Origin of the sequence: Psychrobacter sp. 1Y10 (genome assembly GCF_052259005.1) — a bacterium.
GTDB lineage: Bacteria > Pseudomonadota > Gammaproteobacteria > Pseudomonadales > Moraxellaceae > Psychrobacter > Psychrobacter saeujeotis.
The window spans coordinates 510,166-536,209 of sequence record NZ_JBQQES010000001.1 but is presented as its reverse complement, the minus strand read 5'-3'; the positions used below and the strand labels follow the sequence as shown (position 1 = coordinate 536,209).

The following is a 26,044-nucleotide window of genomic DNA, read 5'->3' as shown; positions in this document are numbered from 1 at the left end:
CCAACTATGTCAGATACGCCAAACAACGAAACAAATATTTATAGCCACACACAGTCTTATGAGCATCTGATCACTGAACGTCATGCTATGATCAAGCCGCACACTTATCATCCCTATCAGCTTGGCGCAAGCCTTTATATGCCTGCTACCCGTCAAGACATTTGGCAAGTCATCAAGCGTGATAAATTACCGACGATTAATAGCATTATTATTTGTTTAGAAGATGCCGTTAGCCATAGCGATGTCGAGTTGGCACTTGAGCGCTTGCAAGCACTACTCCATACGTGGGCATTACACGTCGATGGCATTAATAAGCCTTCAAGACAGACGGATATTCAAACGCAGCAACCAACGCGGCCGCTAGTCTTTGTACGCCCACGTAATCCGATGATGCTACAACAACTTGCAGATTTTGCTCATATTGATCTTGTCGATGGTTTTGTCATGCCCAAAGTCGATATGTATAGCTTGTCGAATTGGCGTATGTCCTGCCAAAATGTCAGCACGGAGCAGTTATTGATGCCAACTTTGGAGACTGCCGCTTTATTTAATCCGCATCACAATCAAGAGTTGGCGATTGGTTTTAAAGAAGCCTTTAATCAGCCCGTCTATGCCTTACGCATTGGTGGCAACGACTTGTTTGCCGCGCTGCGTTTGCGCCGTCCAAAGGACAGTGTCGTCTATGATACTCCGATTGGTACGCTCGCTTATCAACTGCTTGGCTGCTTTGTACCGCATGGTTTTTATCTTAGCGCGCCCGTGTTTGAGTATTTAGATCAACCAACGCTGTTTATGCAAGAGCTGACACGCGATGTCAGCTTGGGCTTAGTCGGTAAAACCGTCATCCATCCAAGTCAGATTGCTTTGGTGCAGCAAGCTTACTGCGTGCCGCTTAGTATGTTGGATGAGGCGCAAGCGATACTCCATAGTGAAGCAAAAGCGGTATTTAAATATAACAATACGATGTTAGAGCCTGCGACACATCGCGCTTGGGCGCATGAAGTGGTGAATCGTGCCGAAGTGTTTGGCACAATTAATGATGGCAATAGTGACTACAAACCCCGTTTATAAGATTGATGATTTATACGGTACATTAACCTAAAAAAACCGCTACCCCGTTAGGGCAGCGGTTTTTTTAGGTTAGACTTTATATACTACACGCAGCACTCTAAAAACTTACTTATCACAGTATTTACTTGCTCAGGCTCTTCTACAGTCGCTGTATGACCGGCGCGCTTAATGACTGCAAACTTAGAGCTTTTAATGGCAAAGTGCATGCGCTCAGACTTTGAATAAGGGGTTGCAGCATCTTCATCACCGACTACGATCAGTGTTGGCGTAGTGATACTTCCCAGCTGCTCATAGGTTCCGTTACGTTCGATGACGCCCATTGTGGCCTTACTCACCCCAACCTTATGATTGTCTTGAATCTGCGCAAGCCACTCTTTGCATTCAGATTTGCGCGATTTATCTGCCAAAAAACTACTGCCAAACATAATAGGCAACGCTTTTTTACTGACTCGTTTCATCCCTAACCATCGGATCGCGGTAATGAGTTTACGGTACTGCGGGACATTTTTGGGATCTTCAGGATCAGATGATGTCTCAAGTAGTATCAAAGAGGACAGAAGTTCTGGACGGTTTATAGCGATTCGTTGCCCAATAAACCCACCCATTGACAAGCCTACGAAGTGGCAACTATCAATATCAAGAGCGTCCAGTAGCGCAATGGTATCATCAGTTAAAGAGTCCATATCATAACCAGTTTTGGTGACCTGCGACTGTCCCTGCCCGCGAAAATCAAAAGCAATACAGCGATAATCTTCTTTGAAATAAGCGACCTGCTTATCATACATTCGTGAGCTCCACAGCAGACCATGAGCGAATACCATGACCGGTTTATTCTGATCGTTGGGTGCACTGTCCTCGTAATAAATATCGGCATTGTTGATTTGTATATGTGGCATAGAAGCGTCCTTGTCTGATGTAGTCAATTAACTATAGTTGTTTATAAGCAAAAAGCGATTGGCTTGTTTGTGAGTATTTTTATATACAGGTTTTTATGCTTCAGCATAAGACACAAACCCTCTGTCGCCTAGTAGGGTTTTTCGTAATGAATGTAAGCAAATTTAAATAAATACATTGTTTTTATCAAGTGTTGAGACTGACCCCTGATTCATAATCTTCTATATATTATTTATCTTACTGTGGCTTTAGCGCTCACAGAACCTGCTTTTATAATCATAGCAAGCTGCTATAGTAATTGGCATTAGTAGAACCGACTTATTATCTTCTCTTTGTATTGACTGCTAATAGATATAAACAACTATATAAGACAAGGAAATCCAAAATGCTCCAATCTCTCGTTGAGTATCAAAGCGAAAATCATATCGCCACTATTACCCTAAATGATCCAAAGAGCCTAAACGCCTTTAGTACCCCTCTTAAAGAAAGTGTACTAACAGCGCTTAAGCAGGCCGACGCTGATGATGACGTTCGGGTAATTATCTTACAAGGTGCTGGCGGTAACTTCTCAAGCGGCGGTGATATCAAAGAGATGCTGTCTGAAGGCATCGACAAAGAGGTAATTTCCAATAAACTAAAAGGTATGGTCGAAGGCGCAGGCGAAGTCAGCTTAAAGCTGCGTAGTATCCCCAAGCCTATTATCGCCAAGCTCGAAGGTGCTGTCGCGGGCGCTGGCATGAACTTGGCGCTTACCTGTGATTTTCGTATCACCGCAGACAACGCCAAATTTGTCCAAGCGTTCGTCCATATTGGTCTCATACCTGATGCTGGCGGTGTGTACTTATTAAATCAGCTAGTCGGTCCTGCCAAGACTACCGAGCTTGTCATGCTGGGAGATAAAATCGGCGCACAAGATATGGCTGACTTAAATCTAGTCAATCAAGTTGTCACTGCCGAGGCGTTAGATGACGCAGTACTAAAGCTCGCCTCTCGTCTGAGTGCCTTGCCCGGTAAAGCACTGTCTATCATGAAAGACTCTCTTAATACCCATGCCTATTCTGGCCTACACGAAGCCCTAGATAGGGAAGTACAGCAGCAAGCCATGCTGGCCAAAACCGATGATTTTATTGAAGGGGTAACCGCCTTTATCGAAAAGCGCAAGCCAGTTTATCAAGGCAAATAACACCTCTTTATATCTGTATAAATTACTCAAAAAGCTGCCAATAATAGGCAGCTTTTTTTGAGCATAGTTTATAAATAATAAGCAGTACTTTGATATATTGGTGCTGTTTAAGAAGCAGGGGCTGGCTTATGATGGTTTGGTAAGGTAAATATCTTGTCAAAAATTAAGGTAAAAACGAAAGTGTAAACTAAGAAGAAAAGCAGTAATGCCACCTCCATCATGAAGGCTTCTAGCAAACCAACATCGTACCAAATCATATAAATCGGTAGGCAAACCAATACCAAGCCGCCTTCAAACCCCAATGCATGAATACTGCGGATTAATAACGTACGCTTTGCCACCTGTTGGCGCCGCTCCCATGCTTCAAAAGCGGTGTTATATATAAAGTTCCAAATTACCGCTGCCAATGACACCATCACCGCGACTGGCAAAGACTCTGCCGCATTGCTACCGCTAAGTTTCATCAATACATAAGTGGACGAGATAATAGCGATAATTTCAAAGATAACCACATAAACGATGCGACGTTTGAGAGGGGATAAAGTAATCAACCAAGACTCCAAAGCACCTGGATTATAAGTGCATAATTAAAGTATCGGTCCGTCCCGAGATAGAAAAAGTAAAAAAGTGCAGAGCCACGGTTTCCGCCTGCCCTTATATTATACAGAAGATAACTGGGAAAATCAGTTAGTGCTTTTATCGTTAGATAAGCGCCAGTAAAACGCTTACTTTGCTGGTGGACCCCATTGATTGGTTTCATGCTTGGTATCGCTTGCCATAAACACTAATAATATGATACCGCCTATAAGCGGCACAAACGATATCAAAAACCACCATCCTGAACGACCAGTATCATGTAATCTGCGCACAGTCACCGCCAAACCTGGCAGAAACAAGCCAAACGCTACTATAATATAAAACAGTCCCGTCTCTGAACTAAATATTATGGCATCTACTATCATTGCAAGGATAGTTAAACCCAATTGTACTAAGAAAAAATACCAAAATTCTTTACGGCGAGCACGGCCCGAGAAATTGACATAATTTCTCAAGGCTTTTTTAAACCAATCAATAATTCCGTAGTTCGCTTCGGCGGCATTATTATTGATAGTATTCTGTGGTAAGGGTGGCGGCGTCGCTTTATTGAGCATATTTCTATTTTCCATAGGGGTTGTCATCATTTATTTGTAACGGTAGAATCGGCAACTCAAGATTTTAACTGGCTCCTTAAATTATAAACACTCAATAAAAGTTTGCAAACCGTTATTAAAGTATTTTGTAGTTATAAAAAAACCCCGCATCATTTCGATACGGGGTTTTCTTTCAAAAGATTAAAAAGCTTTCAAATGAAAAACTAGGTCAACTGAGCAACGTTAATTTTATCCGCTTCTTCAGTATACTCTTCCATACGATCGAAGTTCATATATTGATAGACTTCATCGCCCATGCTATTTAGCATACCAGCGTACTGCTGGTACTCGTCGTTGGTTGGCAGTTTACCCAGTACCGCAGCGACCGCAGCAAGCTCAGCTGAAGCCAGATAAACGTTTGCGCCTTGACCCAAACGGTTCGGGAAGTTACGAGTAGAGGTCGAAACGGCAGTAGACTTCGGTGCGATACGCGCTTGGTTACCCATACATAGTGAACAGCCTGGCATTTCAGTACGAGCGCCTGCTTGTGCGTAGATGTTGTAGTAACCCTCTTCCATCAACTGGCGCGCATCCATCTTAGTCGGTGGCGCAATCCATAGACGAGTCTTGAGACTACCTGCTGGTACGTCTTGTAGCAGTTTACCTGCCGCACGGAAGTGACCGATGTTGGTCATGCACGAACCAATGAATACTTCATCAATGGTATCGCCTGCCACATCTGCCAAAGTTTTGGCATCGTCTGGATCATTCGGGCAGCACAGGATCGGCTCTTTGATTTCGTTCATATCGATAGTCATATCGATAGTATATTCAGCGTCTTCGTCAGCACGCATCAGGCTTGGGTTGGCAAGCCAGTCTTGCATCTGTTCGATACGGCGGCTGATAGTACGCGCGTCGCCATAGCCTTCTGAGATCATCCACTTAAGCAACGTGATGTTTGAGTTTAAGTACTCAGTCACTGACTCTTCAGATAAGGTAATGGTACAACCAGCAGCACTTCGCTCAGCGGAGGCATCAGATAGCTCAAACGCTTGCTCAGCGGTTAAGTCTTCTAAACCTTCGATCTCAAGGATACGACCGTTAAACTCGTTGATTTTGCCTTTTTTGTCGACCGTCAAGTAACCTTCTTTGATCGCTTGATAAGGAATGGCATGCACGAGATCACGTAGTGTGATACCAGGCTGACGCTCGCCAACGAAGCGGACACGCACAGATTCAGGCATATCTAGAGGCATCACACCAGTCGCAGCAGCGAATGCAACCAAACCAGAACCCGCTGGGAACGAGATACCCATTGGGAAGCGCGTGTGCGAGTCACCACCAGTACCAACGGTATCTGGAAGAAGCATACGGTTCAACCACGAATGAATAATACCATCGCCCGGACGTAAGCTCACACCGCCACGGTTCATGATAAAGTCAGGTAGAGTATGCTGAGTCTCAACGTCAACTGGCTTTGGATAAGCGGCGGTATGACAGAATGACTGCATGACGAGGTCCGCTTGGAAACCCAAACATGCTAAATCTTTTAGCTCATCACGAGTCATCGGACCAGTAGTATCCTGACTACCAACTGTGGTCATTTTTGGCTCACAATACATACCAGGACGTACGCCTTCTAGACCACACGCTTTACCAACCATTTTTTGCGCAAGGGTAAAGCCTTTACCAGTATCGGCTGGCTCTTCAGGCTTAGCAAAGACATCTGAATGACCAAGACCCATGTACTCACGAGCGCGGTTGGTTAGACCGCGACCAACGATCAATGGAATACGGCCACCAGCACGCACTTCGTCAAGCAACGTTGGTGAGTTCAATTTAAATTCAGAGATAACTTCATCTGAGTCATGCTTAGTGATTTTGCCATCATGTGGATAGATGTCAAACACATCGCCCATATTTAGGTTATCAACCGCCACTTTCTCAATTGGCAATGCGCCAGAATCTTCCATAGTGTTAAAGAAGATAGGAGCAATGTTGTTACCTAATACTAGACCGCCACCACGTTTGTTGGGCACATTCGGAATGTCTTCGCCCATCAGCCATAGTACTGAGTTGGTCGCAGACTTACGGCTAGAACCCGTACCAACCACGTCACCAACGTACGCAAGTGGGTGGCCTTTTTCTTTCAGCGCTTCGATTTGCTTCATCGGACCAACAACGCCCTCTTCGTCAGCATTGATGCCGTCGCGAGAGTTTTTGTGCATGGCTAATGAATGCAGTGGAATATCAGGACGGCTCCACGCGTCTTGCGCAGGAGATAAGTCATCGGTGTTGGTTTCGCCTGTGACTTTAAACGTCGTATAAGTTGATTTCTTTGGTACCTCGGCGCGGTTCAAGAACCATTCAGCATCCGCCCAAGACTGTATGACTTCTTTGGCAATATCGTTGCCGGCTTCAGCTTTTTCAGTCACGTCATTGAACGCGTCAAATACGAGCAAAGTCTTTTTTAACGCTTCAGCAGCATCTTGAGCAACTTCGCTATCATCAAGGGCAGCAACCAATGGCTGTACGTTATAGCCACCTTGCATCGTACCTAAGATTTCAACCGCTTTTTTCTTATTGATAAGCGGTGATGAGGCTTCGCCCTTTAAGATAGCAGCTAAAAATGCGGCTTTAACATAAGCCGCTTGGTCAACCCCTGCTGGAATACGGTTTTCTAGCAAGTTCATTAAGAAATCATCTTCGCCTGCTGGTGGGTTTTTTAATAGCTCAACCAACTCTGCTACTTGTTTTTCATTTAATGGTAGCGGTACAGTTCCTAGCTTGGCACGTTCTTCGACATGTTTACGATAAGCTTCTAACACAATAGTCGTCCTCGTTAGTTGGGAATTAACACAATACGTGGGTAGTCAGTATGACTGCCTGCGTCTATGTACTTTATAAAATAATTTCGGTGCAATCATAGCTTAAAATGCTCTCAATGTTAATGGCTATGGCTTTAAAAGGTACAGAATAAAGCCATATTGGACATTTATTATAAAAATAGTACTATCAATTGTATGATTAACTACCCTCTCATGATGCTAAAAATAGGCGCCTATTTTTAGCATCATAGTTAGATATATAAATGGGCGATAGTCGATACTAAACAAAATAGATACACTGTATGAATACGCTAAACTAACTTGAAAAAGCAAATTTTATTCATAAATAAGAACCGTACAAAAGAAAAGATCTATAGGGAATAATGACATTAAAAACAATAGGAAGGAGCTTAAAATGACAGAAAATGTCGATTATCAAAATGGTCTACAAGTGCGCACTGAAGTAATGGGTGAAGCACATATTAAGCGCTCGCTTGATAGCGCGACTGGCTTTACTCAGCCGTTACAAGACTGGATCATTGAACACGCTTGGGGCAGCACATGGCAAGATGACTCAGTACTACCGCGTAAATATCGCTCTTTAATAACCATTGCTTTTTTGATCGCGCAAAAAAGTCCGACCGAGCTCAAAGGCCATATTCGCGGTGCCATTAATAATGGTGCTAGTGTCGCTGAGATTCGAGAAGTATTGATGCATAGCTTGCCATACTGCGGTGCACCTGCCACTCAAGAAGCGTTTCGCGCTGCCATAGAAATCCTGAATGAGTTGGATATTGATATAGATATTTAAAACTATGGTAGTCAAACAATTCATAGTAGTCTTAAGAATATTCACTAAAAATTAAACCCTAAATTTCTGCTATAATACCGACACTTATCAAACATTCTGATCATTCCATAAACCCTTATAGTATAAAGGGTTAAGAGATAACTCCATTATGACAACTGCCGTACAAACACATGTACCTGCTGCGAAGGTCAAACCCAAGAAAGCCATTCAAGGCGAAAAACTGCGTGGCTACGACAAAGTTGCGCGTATCCCAATTAAGGTCATCCCGACCGTCGAGGCGAAGAAAAAGCCAGATTGGATTCGGGTAAAGATGTCGTCGCCTGCTGAAGTCGCGCGTATCAAAGCCACCTTGCGTGAGCAAAAGCTTTATACCGTCTGCGAAGAGGCGGCCTGCCCTAACCTGCCGCAGTGCTTCGCTGATGGTACAGCTACCTTTATGATCATGGGTGATATCTGTACCCGCCGCTGTCCGTTCTGTGATGTGGGCCACGGTCGTCCAAACGAGCTAGATAAAGATGAGCCACGTCACACTGCTGAGACCATTCAAGGCTTGGGTCTTAAATATGCGGTCATTACCTCTGTCGATCGTGACGATCTAAAAGATGGCGGCGCTGGGCATTTTGTAGAAGTATTGAATGAATCGCGCGCGCTAAGCCCAAACTGCTTGATCGAGATATTGGTGCCAGATTTCCGTGGTCGTATGGAGATTGCGTTAGACTTATTGACTGAAACACCGCCAGACGTCTTTAACCACAACATCGAAACCGTGCCACGTCTATACAAAGCCTTCCGTCCAGGTTCTGACTATCAGCATTCGCTAGATTTGCTTAAGATTTATAAAGAGCGTCGTCCTGATATCGCCACTAAGTGCGGCTTTATGGTTGGCCTCGGTGAGACTGAAGAAGAAATCTATGCGCTGCTCGATGATCTAAAAGCTCATGATGTGGATATGATCACTATTGGTCAGTATCTACAGCCGAGTAAAAACCATGCGCCTGTCGATCGGTATGTCCATCCAGACGAGTTTCAGCGCTATATGGACTACGGTAAAAAGATTGGCTTCTTTAGCATTTGGGCAGGTCCAATGGTACGCTCAAGCTACTTCGCTGATCGTCAATATTACGGCGAGGACTGCCCTGCGCCGGTTCGTAGCAAAAAGGCATTGGCAGCTGAAGGTAAGCTTGGCTGCTAGTCTATGATTGACTATGCTAGTGATAGAAAGTTAGTTATACATAAAAAAGAGACCTACTATTGGTCTCTTTTTTATTGGATTTTTATAAAAACCATACTACTTTTTCATACAGCGATTCTAATGAGCCTTAGAACTTGAAAACTAACTTATTGAAAAATTAAACTATTAGTCAATTTTTCTACTCAAAGTGACTACATTAGTACGTTAAGATAGTGCTATATTTTGCATTAATAAATGATGCTAACTCTCTTACCCTCTTATTAATGAAGGACTAACTAATGAGCAGCGAATTTACCCCACAAGATGGCTCTTGCTCCTGCTATAGCAATACCTATACGATCACCCATACGCCTATTGCGCGCTTTATTTGCCACTGCACTATTTGTCAGGATTACACAGGAAAGGCATATAACGATGTTACAGTTTTGCTAAAATCGGATATTAGCGAATTAGAGATAAATAAAACGCGTTTTCGCCGCTGGAAACTACCGCCGAATATTAGCCGCGGCCTTTGTAAATATTGTCACAAACCCAGTATAGAAATGGCGGTAGGTGGTAACCTTGTATTAGTACCGACGGACAACTACCCAGATATCGACGCCTTGCCTCAGCCGTCTATGCATCTGTTTTATCATCGCCGCGTTAGAAATGCGGATGATAATTTGCCAAAATACAACGGCTTTGTGCAAAGTCAGGCAATGATCGTTAAAGCGCTTGCCCAGGGTATATTTGAAAGAGTGGCGAGTCGTTAGTGTCTGTGTTTAGGATCTAGGTTTAGAACTCAAATTCAGAGCCTAGAAATCATCACTAAAAACAGTCAGCTGAGAATATAAAAAGGGTGAATAACAGATAATCATTATTCACCCTTTTTTATGACTTTAATAAATCTGTAAAGCCTTCAAACCTAACGCTTTAAACAGTTAGAGTTGGCGTTGGCTTATCAGCTGTTTTTATATTAAATACCGCCACGATTAATACTATTACTCCCCCGATTAATCCTGTCGTAAGCTCAGGATAAATCAGTAGTAACGCGCCGATGGTCAATACGCCACGCGTGAGTGGACTCATAGCACCTTTAAAATACCCTTCTAACGCGGCCCCTAAGGCAATAACACCTGTTACCGATGTCAATACGACTGTCACTATGTCAAAGATAGGTGGCAGCGGAAAGTCTTTTGCTGTAACCGCTAGACCAGTTGGATCTATCATCAGCATCGTCGGACTATAAATAAACATAAACGGCACGATAAATCCGGCCAATGCTAACTTTAACGATAAGAATCCTGTCTTCATCGGATCACCACCAGATATCCCCGCCCCAGCAAAGGCGGCTAGACACACAGGCGGGGTAATATTGGCAAAAATACCAAAATAAAACACAAACATATGCGCTGACAAAATCGGAATATCAAAACCTGCTAGCGCAGGAGCTGCCATCGTTGCTGTAATAATATAAGCAGGAATAGACGGCAAGCCCATCCCCAAAACCATCGAGGCCAGCATGGTCAAGATTAAGGTGAGGAACAACGACCCCGCTCCTAATGTCACGATGGATGAGGTCATCACCGTCCCAAAGCTGGTCAAGCTGACCACACCAATAATCACCCCGACGACCGCACAAGCAGCCATCACAGCCAGCGACTGACGAGCACCATCTTCTAGTGCGCCTAAAATATCGGAGAACCCCATTCTGGTCTCTTTGCGTATCATACTAATTGCGACTGTAAAACCGATGGTATAGGCCGCTGCATAGCCGACCGGTACGTTTTTGATTAATAAAAATATTAGAAACACAATCGGTAGTAGCATATGGCCACGCGCTTTTAATACCTCTTTGACGGCTGGTAAGTTTTCTTTAGCGATGCCTTTTAGGTCGCGGCGCCCTGCACGAAAATGCACTTGGGCAATGACACCCAGATAATAGAGTACTGCGGGTAATAGAGCGGCTAAAGCAATGGTACTGTACGGCAAGCCTGTTGTCTCAGCCATAATAAAAGCACTGGCTCCCATAATAGGCGGCAATATCTGTCCACCAACCGACGCACTTGCTTCTACTGCCCCTGCAAAGTCTTTATGATAACCGACCTTTTTCATCAGCGGGATAGTAAACGCTCCAGTACTAACAACGTTCGATAACGCTGAGCCATTGATACTGCCCATAAAGCCGCTAGAGATAACCGCGACTTTTGCAGGTCCGCCTTTTTTATCACCAGCTAGCGCAAGTGCCAAGTCATTAAACAGCTGACCCATGCCCGAGCGCGCTAAAAATGCCCCGAATAGAATAAACAAAAAGATAAACGTTACCGATGCGCCAATCGCGACAGAATATAGACCTTCAGTTTTTAAAAATAATTGACCAAAAATATCGCCCATATCATAAGGACGCGTGAGCAATCGATCAGGCATAAAATCTAGATGACTGATAAATGGATAAGCCAAAAATATCGACGCCAGTATGGGCAGTATCCAGCCTGTGATACGTCGACTACCTTCGAGTACACAGATGACCGTAATAATAGAAAATATCACATCAACCTGATTGGCCATGCCGCCACGTGAGGTCACAATGTCTTGATACTCGTATATCAGATAGGCCATCCCTGACAAGGACAGCATAAACCATATCCAGTCATACCAGGCTACGCGCTTACGGCTGCTTTTTTTACTCGCTGGAAAGATAAGAAATATCAGGGCAAATCCAACTCCGACGTGTACAGAGCGTTGTAGCAATGCTGGCATCGGATTAAAGGTGATATACAAATGAAAGATAGAATATAAAATGCAAATTCCAGCGATAAAATACTTGACTGGACCTTGAGTGATTTGACGGGTGATTGACTCTCGATCATACTTTTCTAATATGGCTTGATTATGAGCTTGCGCGTCAAGCTCAGCATCTACATTGGTATCAGCATGGGTGTTGGCATGTATGGGCAGATCAGCTTGATTGGCTGATATCGTTGTCACATTATCGTGATCCGTCACTTGAGAGTTCATGACAAAAATCCTTTTTTAATCTATCAATTAAATGATACGCTTTGGGCGTAATCGTTACTTCAGAATAATCTGGCGCCCATTCGTGAATTAAAAGCCGATGGTCGGCATAATTTAGTTCACCCTTGGTCAGCCTAGACACTACCCAATTCAGACTTGGCATTTTTTCATTGATTTGATAACCCAAATAGCCAGGTTTTTGTATGGGGGCTAGCGCTTCAGTCGAAGGCGTACCTGCGCCAAACGCTTCAAAATAAGTGGTGGTCAACAGCAGACCATCGTCTGTGCGCTGATACTGCTCCTCCCACCACTGCTTTTCTACAGAATGAATCCAGCGCAGCTCAAAGTCGGGTTCAGTAAAATAACAAGTCACTGTATCAACTTGCACTTCGATGACGGACTGACGTGATAAGCTGGCCCATAGCACAAAAAAAACTAGCGCAGCAACCAGTGCCGCGCTAGTTAATAGCCATAAACGTTTATTTGGCTGCTTGCTCATCGTAGTACTTTTTAGCGCCAGGATGAATCGGCGCTACCATACCGGTATTAGCAGACTCTAAGCTGATATCGTTGGCCGCTTGATGCGCTGTTTTTAGACCATCTAAATTTTCAAACAAAGCCTTGGTGAGCTTATAACCATCGTCTTCAGATAAGTCTGAACTCACCAATAATGCATTCATAATCGCTGCAGTTGGTATCGCAGTATCGTTGCCATAAGTACCAGCAGGAATCTCAAAAGTCTTAAAATAAGGTTTGGTTGCGATGATGTCATTCAGCTTGTCTTGATCGATCGTGATCAGCTGCAAGTCTAAGCCTTGCTCTAACTCCATCAATGACGAGTTTGGTAGACCACTACTAAAGAACGCCGCTTCGATTTTACCAGCCTTCATACCATCAGCTGCTTCAGCAAAGCCTAGATAATCCACATCGATATCATCATAAGTAATACCAAAACCTTCTAATAGGGTTCGAGCGTTGACTTCTGTGCCTGAACCTTGATCGCCTACTGCGATACGCTTACCACGCAAATCTTCGATATTCTTGATACCTGACTTTTGAGACGTCACGATCTGAACCACATTCGGGTATAACACAGCGATCTGTTGAATGTTGTCAATTGGCTGATCAAAGTTGTTTTTACCTTCAACCGCATCGGTGACGACATCACTCAGCGCCAGTACCATATCAACCTTGCCTTGAGTCAATAGGTTGACGTTTTCAACTGAGGCGCCTGTCGTCTGCGTCTTTGAGTTAACGCCAAAGGTTTTGGCATAAACCTCAGACAATGCAGTGCCAATGATATTATAAGGGCCAGATGCGCCGCCTGTGGCTATGGTGACAAACTTTGTGTCCAGCTTATCATTCGCAGTAGCCGCAGTGGTTTCTGACTCGCCAGAGACCGCTGAATCCTCAGCGCTTGCTGTTTCATTTTCTGTATTAGAGCATGCTGTGAATGCCAAACTAGAGGCAACCATTGCTATCATTAGAGCCGTCTTACTGGTCAATTTCATTGATTTCTTCCTTGATGGTTAAGACTATTTTTGGTTATCAATTAATCTAATTGCTTCATAACCTTGTAAGCATACCGCAACTCACTCCAAATAAAAATGATATCTAACGAATTTTTCGTGTTATACCTATAGGTACTTAGTAATAGTGATTTATTTTTTGAAAAAATATAGGTTATGCTGACCCCACATTGATAACCAATTGGAAGCCAATTAGGATGAGCACAATAAAAGATAGCCAAGTTGCAAATAAAGCGTATTTAAACGACCGCACCTCTACAACTATTCAACATTCCGCTGATATCGCCATCATCGGTGGTAGTGGTCTGTATCAGATGCAAGATTTGACTAATAAGCGCAGCATTGTTATTCCAACGCCTTTTGGTAAGCCATCTGATCAAATTGTATTGGGTGAAATGAATGGCATAACGGTCGCATTCTTAACGCGGCATGGTCAAGGACACCGATTATCCCCGTCAGAAGTACCCTATCGCGCCAATATCTATGCGCTAAAGTCCTTAGGCGTACGCTATGTCATCTCAGTATCAGCGGTCGGCTCATTGCAAGAAACACTAAAACCTCTAGATATGGTCGTCCCTGATCAAATGATTGATATGACTAAGCAGCGTGTTAGTACGTTTTTTGGTGATGGTGCAGTCGCTCATGTATCGATGGCTGATCCATTATGCTCTAAAGTAGCAGATATTTTGCTGCGAGCTTATAAAAAAGCGCATATTGTCGATGGACAGTGCCACTCAAAAGCGACCTATATATGTATCGAAGGGCCGCAGTTCTCCACTCGTGCGGAGTCACACTGGTATCGGCAAATGAATGCTGACATTATCGGTATGACCAATATGCCAGAGGCAAAACTTGCGCGTGAAGCCAGTATCGCCTATGCCACCTTGGCACTAGTGACCGATTTCGATAGCTGGCATCCTACCGAGGAAGCTGTCAGTGCTGACTACGCCATTCAGAACCTGATGAAAAATGCCGACAATGCCCAGCAAGTTATTAAGCAAGCAGTCGCGCTACTCGCTGCTGAACAGCCTAAATCCATCGCCCATACTGCGCTTGCCCAAGCGTTAGTCACGCCCGTTACAGCAATGGATGAGCAAACCAAAACAAGACTGGCAACGTTACTTCCTTAATGGTTGAAACCTTAAATTTATAGGTTTTTTGTACACATAAAAGGCTATCAAAGCATTTGATGGCCTTTTTTATCTTTGGGAAGTCATTGTAGGCTGGGTTTTTAACCCAGCGCTCTACTTATGCAAAGTTAAGATGCTGGGCTAAAGCCACAGCCTACGAAAAAATATTCAAATAGTCATAAATTAGCTATTAGTCACTCTATAACCGTCCAGCCAGCCTACGGGCAGGTATTTTAAATCCGCAGGCTCATCAATATCGTTTAATGGCTCTAATAACGCCAGCGACCAATTCAATGCTGTAATACGCTGCTGCGTCACCGTAGCGACACTAGCGGTACTCCACTCGATATTTGAGAATAGACTGGCACAAGCTTGCTTAAAACCAAAAAGCACATAACCGCCATCAAAGGCTGGGATTATTACGCTTTCAAACGTTTTTAACTGCCGCACGGCCCTTCGAATTTGAGTCGTGCTAAGACTAGGACAATCAGTGCCAATTAATATAACTTGCTTAAATTGAGCTAAAGCTTGCTGGCTAGCAGTTAACATACGTTTCCCCAAGTCACCCTCTGCTTGCCCTGACCACTGTACTGACCCGGGTAAATTAAGCGTTTGCCAGCATGAATCGCTTGGTGATGGACTCACGCAAAGCTCAACGGTTAGACCAGTAGCGACGGCTTGCTCTATGCTGTGTAAAAGCAACTTGCGCGCTATTTGCGCAGCGCCTGCAACCCCAAGCGCCGGTTGCAGACGGGTTTTTGCCATACCCTGAGCAGGAAACTTGGCAAAGATAATGATAAGGGTGTCTTTTGGCATAGGATATGTATTGTCATCTAGTTTTTGTAATAACGTCGCCTTATGCTATCCGCCGAAACACCGCGCCAATAATCGAAGCGTAATCGCCACATTAGTAGTATCGTGCGCCAAGTGCCGTTCTGCTGCCAGCGCCGTGCTGAAGTCACGACCTTGCTGGTTAAACAAGCAGGTTTGCCGATGGCTTTTAGACGTTTGCACAGCTCGATATCTTCCATCAACGCTTGATTGGGGTAACCGCCAAGCTGCTCAAAAATTCGTCGCCTAACAAATATTGCCTGATCGCCTGTGGCAATGCCACTGAGTCGTGAGCGTAGATTTATCATACTGCCAACGAGTTTCAGCAGCAGTTTATTACTGTCCAAATGCACATCAAAACGTCCCCACTTAGCTTGTGTAATAGCCAATGCTATCTCAGTCATAGCGTGGTCTGGCAACTTCGTATCTGCATGCAAAAATAGCAGTACATCACCAGTAGCCAATGCCGCACCCCTATTCATTTGCAATGCACGACCAGCGCTAAAAGCTAGCACTTGCCAATCGATAGCTGACTGCTGAATCGTTATCATCTCTGTCATGAGACTTTGAGCCAGTGTAAGAGAGCCGTCTATCGATCCGCCATCAACGATGATGATTTGCTGCGGTTTTGCAGTCAATTGATGCAAATGCTCAAACAACTTTGGTAAATTGTCCGCTTCATTTAATATAGGAACAACAATAGAAACAGTAGGTGTGGCGGTCATAGTTAGCAGTACTCAACCTTTTATCTCTTATTTAGGTTCCAATTATAATTGGTGTAGCTTATTTTGGTTTTGCCAGCTTTTAGGTCAGCAGTTTGTGATTTATTAAGACCCAAAGACGAGCTATAACGGGCCAAAAACCCTTCTAAGTCGTTAGTACCACGCCAGTTCGTCTCAAAGTCCTCTTTATACCACTTAAATATCGGTGACACCTCAAGCGTACTACCTTTAAGACGATTGCGACTGCTGTCTGCTAAGAATTTATTGGTGACTTGCTCTAACTGTCTTTCTAGCTTCTTGCCGGTAAAAGCATCGTCCAATAAGGCTGGACAGCCAATGCTGGCGCAGTTGACCGCAAAATGAATGCGCGGTTCGTTATAACGTTTTGAGCCGCGTATAAGGTTATGCTCAATATCATCTAGCGAACGGGTTTTGCCAAGTAGCGGAATAAAGTCTTGCTTCCATGGTGAGCTTAGTAGTCCACCGATATCTTTAATGGATTTGATATTAGGGTATTTTATGAGCACCAGCTCTATCGTAGCAGCATTGTAGACATTGATTAAAAAGGCCAATTGCTCATCTTTATTCCAGCGGTTAAATTCTGCCTGACTGACTTTGCTTGTGGCATTCAAATAGCTACTCAACTTGCCGTTGTCTGCTTTCATGCCAGCATAGTTGACCACAGACGCTTTACCGCCATTGGTCATAGTGACGTTTTTGTCCAGCAAACTATCCCAGCTACTGTGATTAAAATCAGCGTAAGCGGCGCTCGATAGCATAATTGTGGCAGCGAGAAGAGCTTTGGTCGTTGAGACCATAGATATTGAGGTCATAGATAAAAGTGCCTTATTGGTAAACATGGAACGCGCTCCGTAGCTACTGACATAGTAGATTTGGTCTAAAAGTATTACATTGCTACTGATGTAAATTTTTTTGCTTGCGGCGCATTCACAGACAGAGGCTACAAAAAATTTATAACAATCGCTTGGAGTAAAACTCGTGAATTTTTATTTAAGAATGACTGAGGTGTGTTGAATAAAAATGGTTAAAAATAATCTTAAACTACGTTTCTTTCTCTTCTTCTAAAGCACCGCCACAACTACTACCCTGTCCTGCAGTACAGCCATAACAGTGATCGGCAATAGCGATATCATCACCAGCAGGGTATTGCGTTAATAAATCTCTAAGATGACGACGAGACTTATTCGGTACTGGTATCTGTAGCTGTTGGTTAAAGTCACAATCAAACAACTCACCCAGCCAATTGACACTAATCGTCGAGCGACACATGACGTCATTTAAATTACGAGCGTCATAATTGTCTTTGAGTAAATCCATATAAGGATGAAATTCGTTCTTAGCCAATAACACCGCACCGAAGCGCTGGATCGGCATATTGGTTAAGGCAAACAGCTGATTAAACTCAATATCGAAATGTTCTTTTAACTCGCGCTTATAGTCCGCTTCTAGTCGCTGTTGATTGGGCGGCAAGCTTGCGCCTTGCGGGTTGTAGACAAGATTGAGCACAAGGTTGGGGTTGTCTTTGCCATAACCGAGCGCATTTAACTTATGCAGACCTAAGATGCTGTCATCAAACGCGCCTTTGCCACGCTGTTTATCGACGTTTTCTAGCGAATAACAAGGTAAGGAGGCGACCACTTCAACCTCATGGTCTGCCAAAAACTGAGCGATATCCTCATATCCCTCTTCCATCAAAATTGTCAAATTACAACGATCAATCACTTTGACACCAAGCTTGTGTGCCGCCTTGACTAAATATTTAAAGTCCTCATGCATCTCAGGGGCGCCGCCAGTCAAATCCAGCGTATCGATATTTTGTGTTTGTAGCACTTTTGGAATAAGCTCAATCAGCTCACGCGACATCATCTCCGTTCGGTACGGACTGGCTGCAACATGACAATGTACACAAGACATATTACATAGATAACCCATATTAACTTGTAGGACAGTAAGTCCTCGTCTTTTAATAGCAGGAAAGTCAGTGTCTTCGAGTAATTCAATGGTAGATTTCATAATGATATAGAACCCAATTGTCAGTCCTCTTTAGTATAAATAGACATAGCTAAGATTTTAACGTCACAAAAATAATCTTATAAATTCACCGTCAAAATAAAGTTAATCTAATCAATAATACCTTATTTTCTTTTGTATATTTTCATTAATATGTTTTATATTTTTATCAGCATTAGCGTTTGTTTCTCACTGCTAAATGCTTATCAATATTGTAAAGTAATATAAATAGCCAAATAACATTGACCATATAAGGCTTTATCGTTAGATTGGTTACATTCATCCAGCTATATATTTAATACAATTAGGAACAGCATAATGACCACGAATATATTTATAAAACCAACTTTATTAAGCCTTGGGATTATGGGCATCATTGGCTGTACTGTTAATCAGAATGTTGATAATCAAAAAGCCAATCCGGCGGTGGTACAGACAACAGCTGCCCAAGCGACTGTTTACTATAATGGTAATATTATTACGATGGAGAGTGATAAGCCACGAATGGTTGAAGCTTTAGTTACTCAAGCAGGCAAAATTGCTTATGTTGGAAGCTTGAATTCTGCCCAATCAAAATATAAAAACGCAGCACAAGTAGATCTAAAAGACCAAACCTTACTACCAGGTTTTATCGATCCGCACAGCCACTTTGGTATGGTCTCAAACACCATGGGACAAGTGAACCTCAATCCGCCGCCCGTCGGCAAGGTTGATAGTATTGATAAAATGCTAGAGGCTTTAAGCGCTTATAAAAAAGACAACAATATCGCTGATGGCGAGTGGATCTACGGCTGGGGCTATGATGAAAGTCAACTTGACGAGGATCGTCACTCGACCAAAGATGAGATCGATAAAGCGCTACCCAACAATCCCGTTTATTTGCAGCATACCAGCGGGCACATGGGCGTTGCCAACTCAAAAGCGCTTGCGGCTATGGGTATTGACGCTGATAGCGAAGCCCCTGAAGGCGGCAATATCGCTCGCGTAAAAGGCAGTAGTGAGCCCAATGGCTTGGTGCAAGAAACCGCCATGTATCCGTTTGTGCGTAAGATGCTAGAGGTCCTTGAGCCTAATCAGGCAGAGTTTTTTGAGCAAACCCAAGATTATTATGCTCAGCATGGCGTCACCACCGCGCAAGATGGCTCAACCACGCGCGATGCGATCAAGTTTTTTCAATCGCAAGCCGATGCCGGTAAATTAAAGATTGATTTGGTGTCGCTCGCTGGCGTCAGCGACTTGGATGAAAACTTAGCCGATAAAGACCTTGTCTGGAAAACCTACCAAAACGGCTTTAAGGTTCAAGGCACCAAAATCATCGCCGACGGCTCACCGCAAGGCAAGACGGCGTATTTTAGCCAGCCGTATCTGACCCCAGTACCCGATTGTGAGTCAGACTGCCGAGGACTACCAAGCGTGAGCCAAGATGCGCTGAACGAGATGTTTGCTAAAGCCTATGCGCGCGACAACCAATTATTTATTCATAATAATGGCGATGCGGCGACTGATATGATCATCAAAGCCCACGAATATGCCGCAAACAAAACCGGACAACCACTAGACAAAGATCGCCGCACCGTACCCATTCACGCGCAATTTGCCAGAATGGATCAGCTAGAGGCCTTTAAAAAATATAACATGCTGCCGTCATTTTTTACCAATCACGCCTACTTTTGGGGAGACGTGCATGTCAAAAATTTAGGGGAAGCGCGCGCCAACTTTTTAAGTCCACTTGCGACCGCTGATAAGATGGGGCTGAAATTTACCAATCACTCAGACGATACCGTGACTCCAGTCGATCCATTATTCGCCGTATGGTCAGCGGTCAATCGCACCGCGCGTAGCGGCCAGATTATCGGTCGTGATGAGCGCGTCAGCCCCTATCAAGCGTTAAAAGCCACCACTTCACATGCGGCATATGAGTACTTTGAAGAGGACAGCAAAGGCACTTTAACGCCAGGCAAATTGGCTGATCTGGTCATTTTGGACGCCAATCCATTGACAGCGGCGCCTGACAGCATTAAAGATATCGAGGTAGTTCAAACCATCAAAGAAGGCAAAACGATTTATCAACGTTGAGCCAATATTTAAGTATAATGACGCTTATTTTTACCGTTATGTCTTAACACGTGACGGTATTGTCGTCATCTTTATTGTGACCTTTTTGACCTATTTGATTTATCAGGGAATTTTATGAGTACATCGACGCCGATCACCTCATCTGACAACAGCCATTATCTGCACCATACGTTTTTTGAACCTAAAGACGACATCAAAGCGACTTTATTAATCGTACACGGTATGGCAGAACATAGCGGCCGCTATAGCGATTTTGCGCAGTTTTTAGCCGATCACGGCATCGCAGTTGCCACTTATGATCAGCTCGGTCATGGTCGTACAATTAAGTCATCAGACGAGCTAGGATTTTTTGGTAATGAACATCCAGCACAATCATTATTAAAAGATGTCATCATCATGGCAAACACCTTAAAAGAGCGTCATCCTGACGTCCCGCATTTTATTATGGGGCACTCTATGGGCTCATTTATTGTGCGTGTGGTACTTAAACATCATGCGCAAGACTTTACAGGTGCCATTCTTATGGGGACTGCTGATGCCAACCCACTTGTAAAAGTACTGCTGCCGTTGAATGCTATTCTTGCCAAAACAGCCCCCAAAAAACAAAACACCGTATTTGCTGAAATTATGAATAAGGTACTTAATGCCAAGCTTAGTGAACGCCTGTCTTCTTCTCCCTTTGCTTGGCTAAGTGAAAATACTGACAATATCGAAGCTTATGAGGCCGATCCGCTAACTGGCTTTGAATTTACCAACAATGGCTTTATGACCCTGTTTGCGTTGATGAAGGCTGGACTACATAAACGCTGGGCATCCACCATCAACAAGAGCTTCCCCATGTTATTTGTCAGTGGCGAAAACGACCCCATCGGCAATATGGGGCGCGGTATTCGTAACATCACCAAAAACTTAAACAAGCAAGGTTTTCAAAATACTGACGCGCGTTTATACCCTAACATGCGTCACGAACCGCTACATGAGCAAGATCATAGCGTGGTCTATCATGATATTTTAAATTGGATAAAACATTTAAGTGCGTAATGAATACTGACTTGGTTTGCTAAAATTCGCTAAATTAGCGACAATACGGCAAGTATGTTTTTTGTCTAAGTTAACGTCCTTATTTCCTTACAAACTTTCCCTTTTACTAATTTTAGGAACCCTTTATGTCATTACAACAAACCATCGAGCAAGCTTTCGAAAACCGTAACGAATACAGTCCAAGTACGATGCCACAAGACGTACGCACCGCCATTGAGCAAGTGTTAGAACAGCTTGATAACGGTAGCCTACGCGTCGCTGAAAAAAAGGATGGTGAATGGGTCGTCAATCAATGGGCCAAAAAAGCGGTCTTGCTATCATTCCGCCTTAACGACAACTATGTCATGCCAGCTGGCGAACATGTACAATTTTATGACAAAGTACCCACTAAGTTTGCCGATTGGACTGAAGCGCAGTTTAAAGAAGCTGGCGTTCGCGTTGTACCGCCAGCAATCGCTCGTAAAGGCTCATTTGTCGCTGCAGGTGCGGTACTGATGCCGTCATATGTCAATATCGGTGCTTATGTCGATCAAGGGGCGATGGTTGATACATGGGCAACGGTTGGCTCGTGTGCGCAAATCGGTAAAAACGTGCATCTATCAGGCGGCGTAGGCATCGGCGGCGTACTTGAGCCATTACAAGCCAATCCTACTATCATTGAAGACAACTGCTTTATCGGTGCGCGCTCTGAGATCGTTGAAGGCGTGATCGTCGAAGAAGGCGCTGTCATCTCTATGGGGGTTTATATCGGTCAGTCTACGCGCATTTATGATCGTGAAACTGGTGAGACTTATCGCGGCCGTGTACCAGCAGGTTCAGTTGTTGTACCAGGCTCACTACCTTCTGAAGATGGTACATATAGCTTATATGCCGCTATCATCGTCAAAAAAGTAGATGCGCAGACACGTGCTAAAACTTCAGTTAACGAGCTATTACGCTTGGCATAAGCGTTTTTATAAAAGCATTTAACCAGATAGCCAAGAGAAACACCAAGGTGCTGAAGATAAGCTTCAGCATCTTTTTTGCAGCTTAATAAGCCATCTTACGCTATAATTCGGCATAAAATATGCCTATCCTATCTAAAAAGTAATACCCAACTTGCACATGTCACTTGCCAAGTCCCTAAACTTGTCAGCTCTCTTGTGTCTTATTTTTATATTGTCTGATAACCATATGGTAACAGCCTCTCTGATTTAGCCTATTTTTTATTTTTAGTTTGTATATTTGAGACATTTAACCACGGTATCGACATCTTATTCTGTTTGATAATACTATGAATGAGTCTTCTCTAAGAAACACTTATATTCCCGTCACTGATCCGACCGCAGGCCTGCGCTTGACAGAGATTTTTTACTCTCTACAAGGCGAGGCGATTACCTCCGGCTTACCGACGATATTTGTGCGCCTGACTGGCTGCCCGCTACGCTGTGTCTACTGTGACACTGAATATGCTTTTAGCGGCGGTGAACGTCAAGCATTAGAAACCATTATGACCACGATTGAAGGTTATCCTTGCAAGCGCATTTGCCTTACTGGCGGCGAGCCTTTAGCGCAGCCAAATGCCATTGAACTGATTAAACGCCTATTAGACGGCGGCTATGAAATTTCTCTTGAAACAGCAGGTGCGCTCACGGTAGAAAACGTACCGCCAGCGGTCAGTAAAGTCATGGACCTTAAGACGCCAAGCTCAGGGGAGGTTGATAAAAACCTATGGTCAAATCTTGACCACTTAACTCAGCATGATCAAATTAAGTTTGTCATTATGAATCGCACTGATTACGATTGGGCAAAGACGATGCTGCTTGAGCATCAGCTTGATACATTGGTCGATACCGTTTGGTTTTCACCTATGTTTAATGTAGCAGATGATGCCAGTGAAGAGGCTAGCCCTGACGTGCCAGTACTAGCTCGTGAACTGGCAGAGTGGATGCTCGCTGATGCACTGCCAGTACGCTTTCAATTGCAATTACATAAGATAATTTGGGCAGATGCCAAAGGTAAATAACTCATAATTAAAGCCTACTGTAAGGACACAGGAATGGTCAGATTGATTTTGTTAGGCCTACTGGCTGGTGCGTTTTTTAGCTCAACGTTTGTGTTAAATGAGCTGATGAGTGCAGCTGGTGGTCATTGGTTTTGGTCAGCCAGCCTGCGCTATGTATTTATGCTGCTATTGCTAACAGTAATGATTGCGATTCAGCACGGCATGGGACGCATCAGCGCGCTGTGGTCAGTTTTTCGACAGCATTGGGTATTTTGGTGTATCACTGGCAGTATCGGCTTTGGTGTGTTTTATACAGGCATCTGTTATGCAGGTGACCATGCCAGTGGTTGGGTAGTGGCCGCAACCTTTATGTTTACGGTGGTATCTAGCCTGTTGGTGTTACTGGCATTTGGTCAGCGCTTTGATAAAAAATTTGTCGTCTATGCGCTGGTAGTATTTGCTGGCGTGGTGTTGGTTAATATCAGCGAAGGTCTACATGCCCCCAATAATGCCAATACCATCCCGTTGACACAAATGTTGCTGTACGGTGCGCTCCCAGCACTGATTGCCGCGTTTAGCTACCCCATTGGCAATCAGTTGGTCTGGCAGGCTTCTTATAATGCCAAGCAATACAAGGCCAACACGCAAGCTGACCAGCAGTCATCACATCCTATGCGTGCTGAGACCGCCCTATTGGCCAGTGCTCATGATGATTCGAGCGCTCTTAGTGAGCATGGCATCAATCATGCCCCTACAAAAACCTCCAATCTACAAACCTTGATGGGCTGTATTCCGGTTATCGAGACAGACCTATTACAGAATGCATTTAACAAAGTATGGTTAATGACTGTGGGTAGTTTGCCATTTTGGTTGGTATTAGGCATTATAGTGCGTCCTGAGTTACCGGGTGGCGCGCAGGTGTTTAATACCCTACTGGTTGCGCTATTATCAGGCGTAGCGGCGACCAGTCTTTTTTTGTATGCGCGCGAACAAGCAGTCACGTCAAGTGAGGTGGCGGGCGTTGACTCAACCCAAGCCAGTGAGATTATTTTTGCTCTGATCGGTGGTATGATCTTGCTGGGTAATCCGCTGCCATCAGCCATGGGCTTGTTTGGTATTGTGCTTATTATCGTAGGTTTGATACTGTTTGCTAAAGATGGCTAAACGACGATCTAATATGAGGCGAATTTCGTTTAAATCATATATAAAACAACAGCTCAAAAAACATCCAACCATTTTGATGTTTATGATTTGGTAATATAACCATGGTTAATGATTTGATTTTTCCTGATATTTTATTATATTTATTGGACATGGTTGGTATTATCGCCTGTGCGATTGCAGGAACCTTACTTGCACAGCATAAAGGCTTCGATATTGCTGGTTGCATCTTGGTATCGATGGTTAATGCGATTGGCGGCGGTACAATACGTGACATGGCATTAGATCGCCATCCTTTATTTTGGATGACCGACCTCAATTATGTGATTGTCATTACCGTGACGTCCTTGATTCTACAAATCTTTTTTCATTTGTATCATAAGATCGATAACGCGCTCAAGCTCTTCGATGCCATTGGTTTAGCCGCCTTTAGCGTCATTGGTTTTAAAGTTGCTTTACACCAAGATGTGTCTCCGATCGTTGCCATTATGATGGGAGTTTGGACCGCCATTATCGGCGGTATGCTACGTGATATTATTTGTAATGAGATACCACTGGTGCTACAGCGTGAGATCTATATCTCTGCCAGTATCGCCGGATCAGTAACTTATTTACTACTTGAGCGCCTAGGTGTAGATGCAGGACTCAATGAATTTATCATGCTTGGTGTTATCTTTGCAGTACGGATGCTAGCATTGCGCTTTGATTGGCATCTGCCTTCTATTCGTTTGGTTGATTAGAATGAATTTTAGTGAGATTTTCTCATGTTAACGATAGCATTGGACCCTACGGAACTGATTACCACTTTTGACCCACGCTCTTTGATATATCTGTTTGATATGATCGGCATTATTGCTTGTAGTATTTCTGGTACGATACTGGCCAAACATAAAAACTTCGATGTATTTGGCTGTTTACTGGTATCGATAGTGACGGCAATTGGCGGTGGTACGGTACGTGATGTGATTTTGGATCGTCATCCGTTATTTTGGATGGTGGATATGAGTTACCTTACGGTTATCACTATCTCTTCATTAGCGATGCAAATATTTTTCCATCCCAATTCAAAACGGGTCGATAAGTTTTTAAAACTCTCTGATACGATTGGTTTATCAGCGTTTACTTTAATCGGTATCAAGGTTGCCGATAGTATGGGAACCAATGTCCCCGTGGCGTTGTTACTGGGCGTCATTACAATCATTGTCGGCGGTATCATTCGCGATATGATCTGTAATGAGATTCCGTTAGTGCTCCAGCAAGAGATTTATATTACTGCTGCATTGACGGGCGGTATTCTCTACTTTGCGTTGCAGAATCTAGGCGTAGCTGATTGGGCTGCTGATATCTCTGCTATGACAACTATCTTTACCTTGAGGATGCTTGCCATTCGCTATGACTGGCAGTTTCCGACCCTCGAATGGAAGTATTAAAGATAT

Annotated in this window: 24 protein-coding genes; 13 read left to right on the top strand and 11 right to left on the bottom strand. The window is 43.8% G+C overall.

Annotated features, from left to right (window positions below; translation table 11 throughout):
* Positions 1 to 6 precede the first annotated feature (6 nt).
* Positions 7 to 1,071, top strand: a complete 1,065-nt coding sequence (locus ACTXGH_RS02315; RefSeq protein WP_439295869.1) for an HpcH/HpaI aldolase/citrate lyase family protein — start codon at positions 7 to 9, stop codon at positions 1,069 to 1,071.
* A gap of 83 nt (positions 1,072 to 1,154) precedes the next feature.
* Here ACTXGH_RS02315 and ACTXGH_RS02310 read toward each other — a convergent pair whose 3' ends face one another.
* Positions 1,155 to 1,967 (bottom strand): alpha/beta fold hydrolase, encoded by an 813-nt coding sequence (locus ACTXGH_RS02310; protein ID WP_439295870.1) that lies wholly within the window; start codon positions 1,965 to 1,967, stop codon positions 1,155 to 1,157.
* Positions 1,968 to 2,350: 383 nt separating this feature from the next.
* Between ACTXGH_RS02310 and ACTXGH_RS02305 the strand changes: the two genes are divergently transcribed.
* A complete protein-coding gene (locus ACTXGH_RS02305; RefSeq protein ID WP_439260510.1) occupies positions 2,351 to 3,148 on the top strand; it encodes an enoyl-CoA hydratase/isomerase family protein in 798 nt (265 codons plus the stop codon).
* A 107-nt stretch (positions 3,149 to 3,255) separates the two neighbouring features.
* Here the strand turns inward: ACTXGH_RS02305 and ACTXGH_RS02300 are convergent, their stop codons facing one another.
* From ACTXGH_RS02300 to acnB, 3 genes are all read right to left on the bottom strand, one after another.
* Entirely contained in the window at positions 3,256 to 3,699 is a 444-nt protein-coding gene (locus ACTXGH_RS02300) for a PACE efflux transporter (protein ID WP_439295871.1), read from the bottom strand.
* A gap of 174 nt (positions 3,700 to 3,873) precedes the next feature.
* Positions 3,874 to 4,314 carry a DUF805 domain-containing protein gene (locus ACTXGH_RS02295; protein WP_439295872.1) on the bottom strand — a complete coding sequence of 147 codons (441 nt, stop codon included), beginning with the start codon at positions 4,312 to 4,314 and terminating at the stop codon, positions 3,874 to 3,876.
* A gap of 188 nt (positions 4,315 to 4,502) precedes the next feature.
* A complete protein-coding gene (gene acnB / locus ACTXGH_RS02290) occupies positions 4,503 to 7,106 on the bottom strand; it encodes a bifunctional aconitate hydratase 2/2-methylisocitrate dehydratase (protein ID WP_439295873.1) in 2,604 nt (867 codons plus the stop codon).
* A 415-nt stretch (positions 7,107 to 7,521) separates the two neighbouring features.
* Between acnB and ACTXGH_RS02285 the strand changes: the two genes are divergently transcribed.
* The 3 genes from ACTXGH_RS02285 to ACTXGH_RS02275 all read left to right on the top strand — a co-directional run bounded on the left by ACTXGH_RS02285 (position 7,522) and on the right by ACTXGH_RS02275 (position 9,861).
* Positions 7,522 to 7,917, top strand: coding sequence for a carboxymuconolactone decarboxylase family protein (locus tag ACTXGH_RS02285; protein ID WP_439260506.1), 396 nt, complete (start codon positions 7,522 to 7,524; stop codon positions 7,915 to 7,917).
* A 148-nt stretch (positions 7,918 to 8,065) separates the two neighbouring features.
* Positions 8,066 to 9,109, top strand: a complete 1,044-nt coding sequence (gene lipA / locus ACTXGH_RS02280) for a lipoyl synthase (protein ID WP_439260505.1) — start codon at positions 8,066 to 8,068, stop codon at positions 9,107 to 9,109.
* Positions 9,110 to 9,387: 278 nt separating this feature from the next.
* Entirely contained in the window at positions 9,388 to 9,861 is a 474-nt protein-coding gene (locus tag ACTXGH_RS02275) for a GFA family protein (protein WP_439260504.1), read from the top strand.
* Between the two features lie 160 nt (positions 9,862 to 10,021).
* Here ACTXGH_RS02275 and ACTXGH_RS02270 read toward each other — a convergent pair whose 3' ends face one another.
* Genes ACTXGH_RS02270 through ACTXGH_RS02260 form a run of 3 tightly spaced genes read right to left on the bottom strand, consistent with a single transcriptional unit; the run spans position 10,022 to position 13,614 of the window.
* Positions 10,022 to 12,106 carry a TRAP transporter permease gene (locus tag ACTXGH_RS02270; protein ID WP_439295874.1) on the bottom strand — a complete coding sequence of 695 codons (2,085 nt, stop codon included), beginning with the start codon at positions 12,104 to 12,106 and terminating at the stop codon, positions 10,022 to 10,024.
* Positions 12,078 to 12,602 (bottom strand): DUF1850 domain-containing protein, encoded by a 525-nt coding sequence (locus tag ACTXGH_RS02265; RefSeq protein WP_439260502.1) that lies wholly within the window; start codon positions 12,600 to 12,602, stop codon positions 12,078 to 12,080. Before ACTXGH_RS02265 ends, ACTXGH_RS02270 begins: the two co-directional genes overlap by 29 nt.
* Positions 12,583 to 13,614, bottom strand: a complete 1,032-nt coding sequence (locus ACTXGH_RS02260) for a TAXI family TRAP transporter solute-binding subunit (protein WP_439260501.1) — start codon at positions 13,612 to 13,614, stop codon at positions 12,583 to 12,585. Before ACTXGH_RS02260 ends, ACTXGH_RS02265 begins: the two co-directional genes overlap by 20 nt.
* A 215-nt stretch (positions 13,615 to 13,829) precedes the next feature.
* Between ACTXGH_RS02260 and mtnP the strand changes: the two genes are divergently transcribed.
* The gene (mtnP, locus tag ACTXGH_RS02255) at positions 13,830 to 14,762 is read left to right on the top strand and encodes an S-methyl-5'-thioadenosine phosphorylase (RefSeq protein ID WP_439295875.1); all 933 of its coding nucleotides are present in this window, start codon (positions 13,830 to 13,832) and stop codon (positions 14,760 to 14,762) included.
* A 183-nt stretch (positions 14,763 to 14,945) separates the two neighbouring features.
* Here mtnP and ACTXGH_RS02250 read toward each other — a convergent pair whose 3' ends face one another.
* The 4 genes from ACTXGH_RS02250 to arsS form a co-directional block, all read right to left on the bottom strand.
* Positions 14,946 to 15,578 (bottom strand): TIGR04282 family arsenosugar biosynthesis glycosyltransferase, encoded by a 633-nt coding sequence (locus ACTXGH_RS02250; protein ID WP_439295876.1) that lies wholly within the window; start codon positions 15,576 to 15,578, stop codon positions 14,946 to 14,948.
* Positions 15,579 to 15,595: 17 nt separating this feature from the next.
* On the bottom strand, positions 15,596 to 16,318 hold the full coding sequence (locus tag ACTXGH_RS02245) for a TIGR04283 family arsenosugar biosynthesis glycosyltransferase (protein ID WP_439295877.1): 723 nt from the start codon (positions 16,316 to 16,318) through the stop codon (positions 15,596 to 15,598).
* Between the two features lie 20 nt (positions 16,319 to 16,338).
* A complete protein-coding gene (locus ACTXGH_RS02240) occupies positions 16,339 to 17,148 on the bottom strand; it encodes a DUF547 domain-containing protein (protein WP_439260495.1) in 810 nt (269 codons plus the stop codon).
* A gap of 229 nt (positions 17,149 to 17,377) precedes the next feature.
* Positions 17,378 to 18,349: an arsenosugar biosynthesis radical SAM (seleno)protein ArsS gene (gene arsS / locus ACTXGH_RS02235; RefSeq protein ID WP_439295878.1), complete on the bottom strand. Its 972-nt coding sequence runs from the start codon at positions 18,347 to 18,349 to the stop codon at positions 17,378 to 17,380.
* A gap of 315 nt (positions 18,350 to 18,664) precedes the next feature.
* On the opposite strand from arsS, the gene ACTXGH_RS02230 reads away from it, so the two are divergent.
* The 7 genes from ACTXGH_RS02230 (at position 18,665) to ACTXGH_RS02200 (ending at position 26,038) form a co-directional block, all read left to right on the top strand.
* On the top strand, positions 18,665 to 20,422 hold the full coding sequence (locus ACTXGH_RS02230) for an amidohydrolase (RefSeq protein ID WP_439295879.1): 1,758 nt from the start codon (positions 18,665 to 18,667) through the stop codon (positions 20,420 to 20,422).
* Between the two features lie 114 nt (positions 20,423 to 20,536).
* Positions 20,537 to 21,463: an alpha/beta fold hydrolase gene (locus tag ACTXGH_RS02225; protein WP_439260492.1), complete on the top strand. Its 927-nt coding sequence runs from the start codon at positions 20,537 to 20,539 to the stop codon at positions 21,461 to 21,463.
* Between the two features lie 125 nt (positions 21,464 to 21,588).
* Positions 21,589 to 22,410 carry a 2,3,4,5-tetrahydropyridine-2,6-dicarboxylate N-succinyltransferase gene (gene dapD, locus ACTXGH_RS02220; protein ID WP_439295880.1) on the top strand — a complete coding sequence of 274 codons (822 nt, stop codon included), beginning with the start codon at positions 21,589 to 21,591 and terminating at the stop codon, positions 22,408 to 22,410.
* A gap of 326 nt (positions 22,411 to 22,736) precedes the next feature.
* Positions 22,737 to 23,468, top strand: a complete 732-nt coding sequence (gene queE / locus ACTXGH_RS02215; protein WP_439295881.1) for a 7-carboxy-7-deazaguanine synthase QueE — start codon at positions 22,737 to 22,739, stop codon at positions 23,466 to 23,468.
* A 33-nt stretch (positions 23,469 to 23,501) separates the two neighbouring features.
* Positions 23,502 to 24,611, top strand: a complete 1,110-nt coding sequence (locus ACTXGH_RS02210) for a multidrug resistance efflux transporter family protein (protein ID WP_439295882.1) — start codon at positions 23,502 to 23,504, stop codon at positions 24,609 to 24,611.
* A 101-nt stretch (positions 24,612 to 24,712) separates the two neighbouring features.
* Entirely contained in the window at positions 24,713 to 25,348 is a 636-nt protein-coding gene (locus tag ACTXGH_RS02205; RefSeq protein ID WP_439260488.1) for a trimeric intracellular cation channel family protein, read from the top strand.
* Between the two features lie 24 nt (positions 25,349 to 25,372).
* Entirely contained in the window at positions 25,373 to 26,038 is a 666-nt protein-coding gene (locus ACTXGH_RS02200) for a trimeric intracellular cation channel family protein (protein WP_439260487.1), read from the top strand.
* Positions 26,039 to 26,044 lie beyond the last annotated feature (6 nt).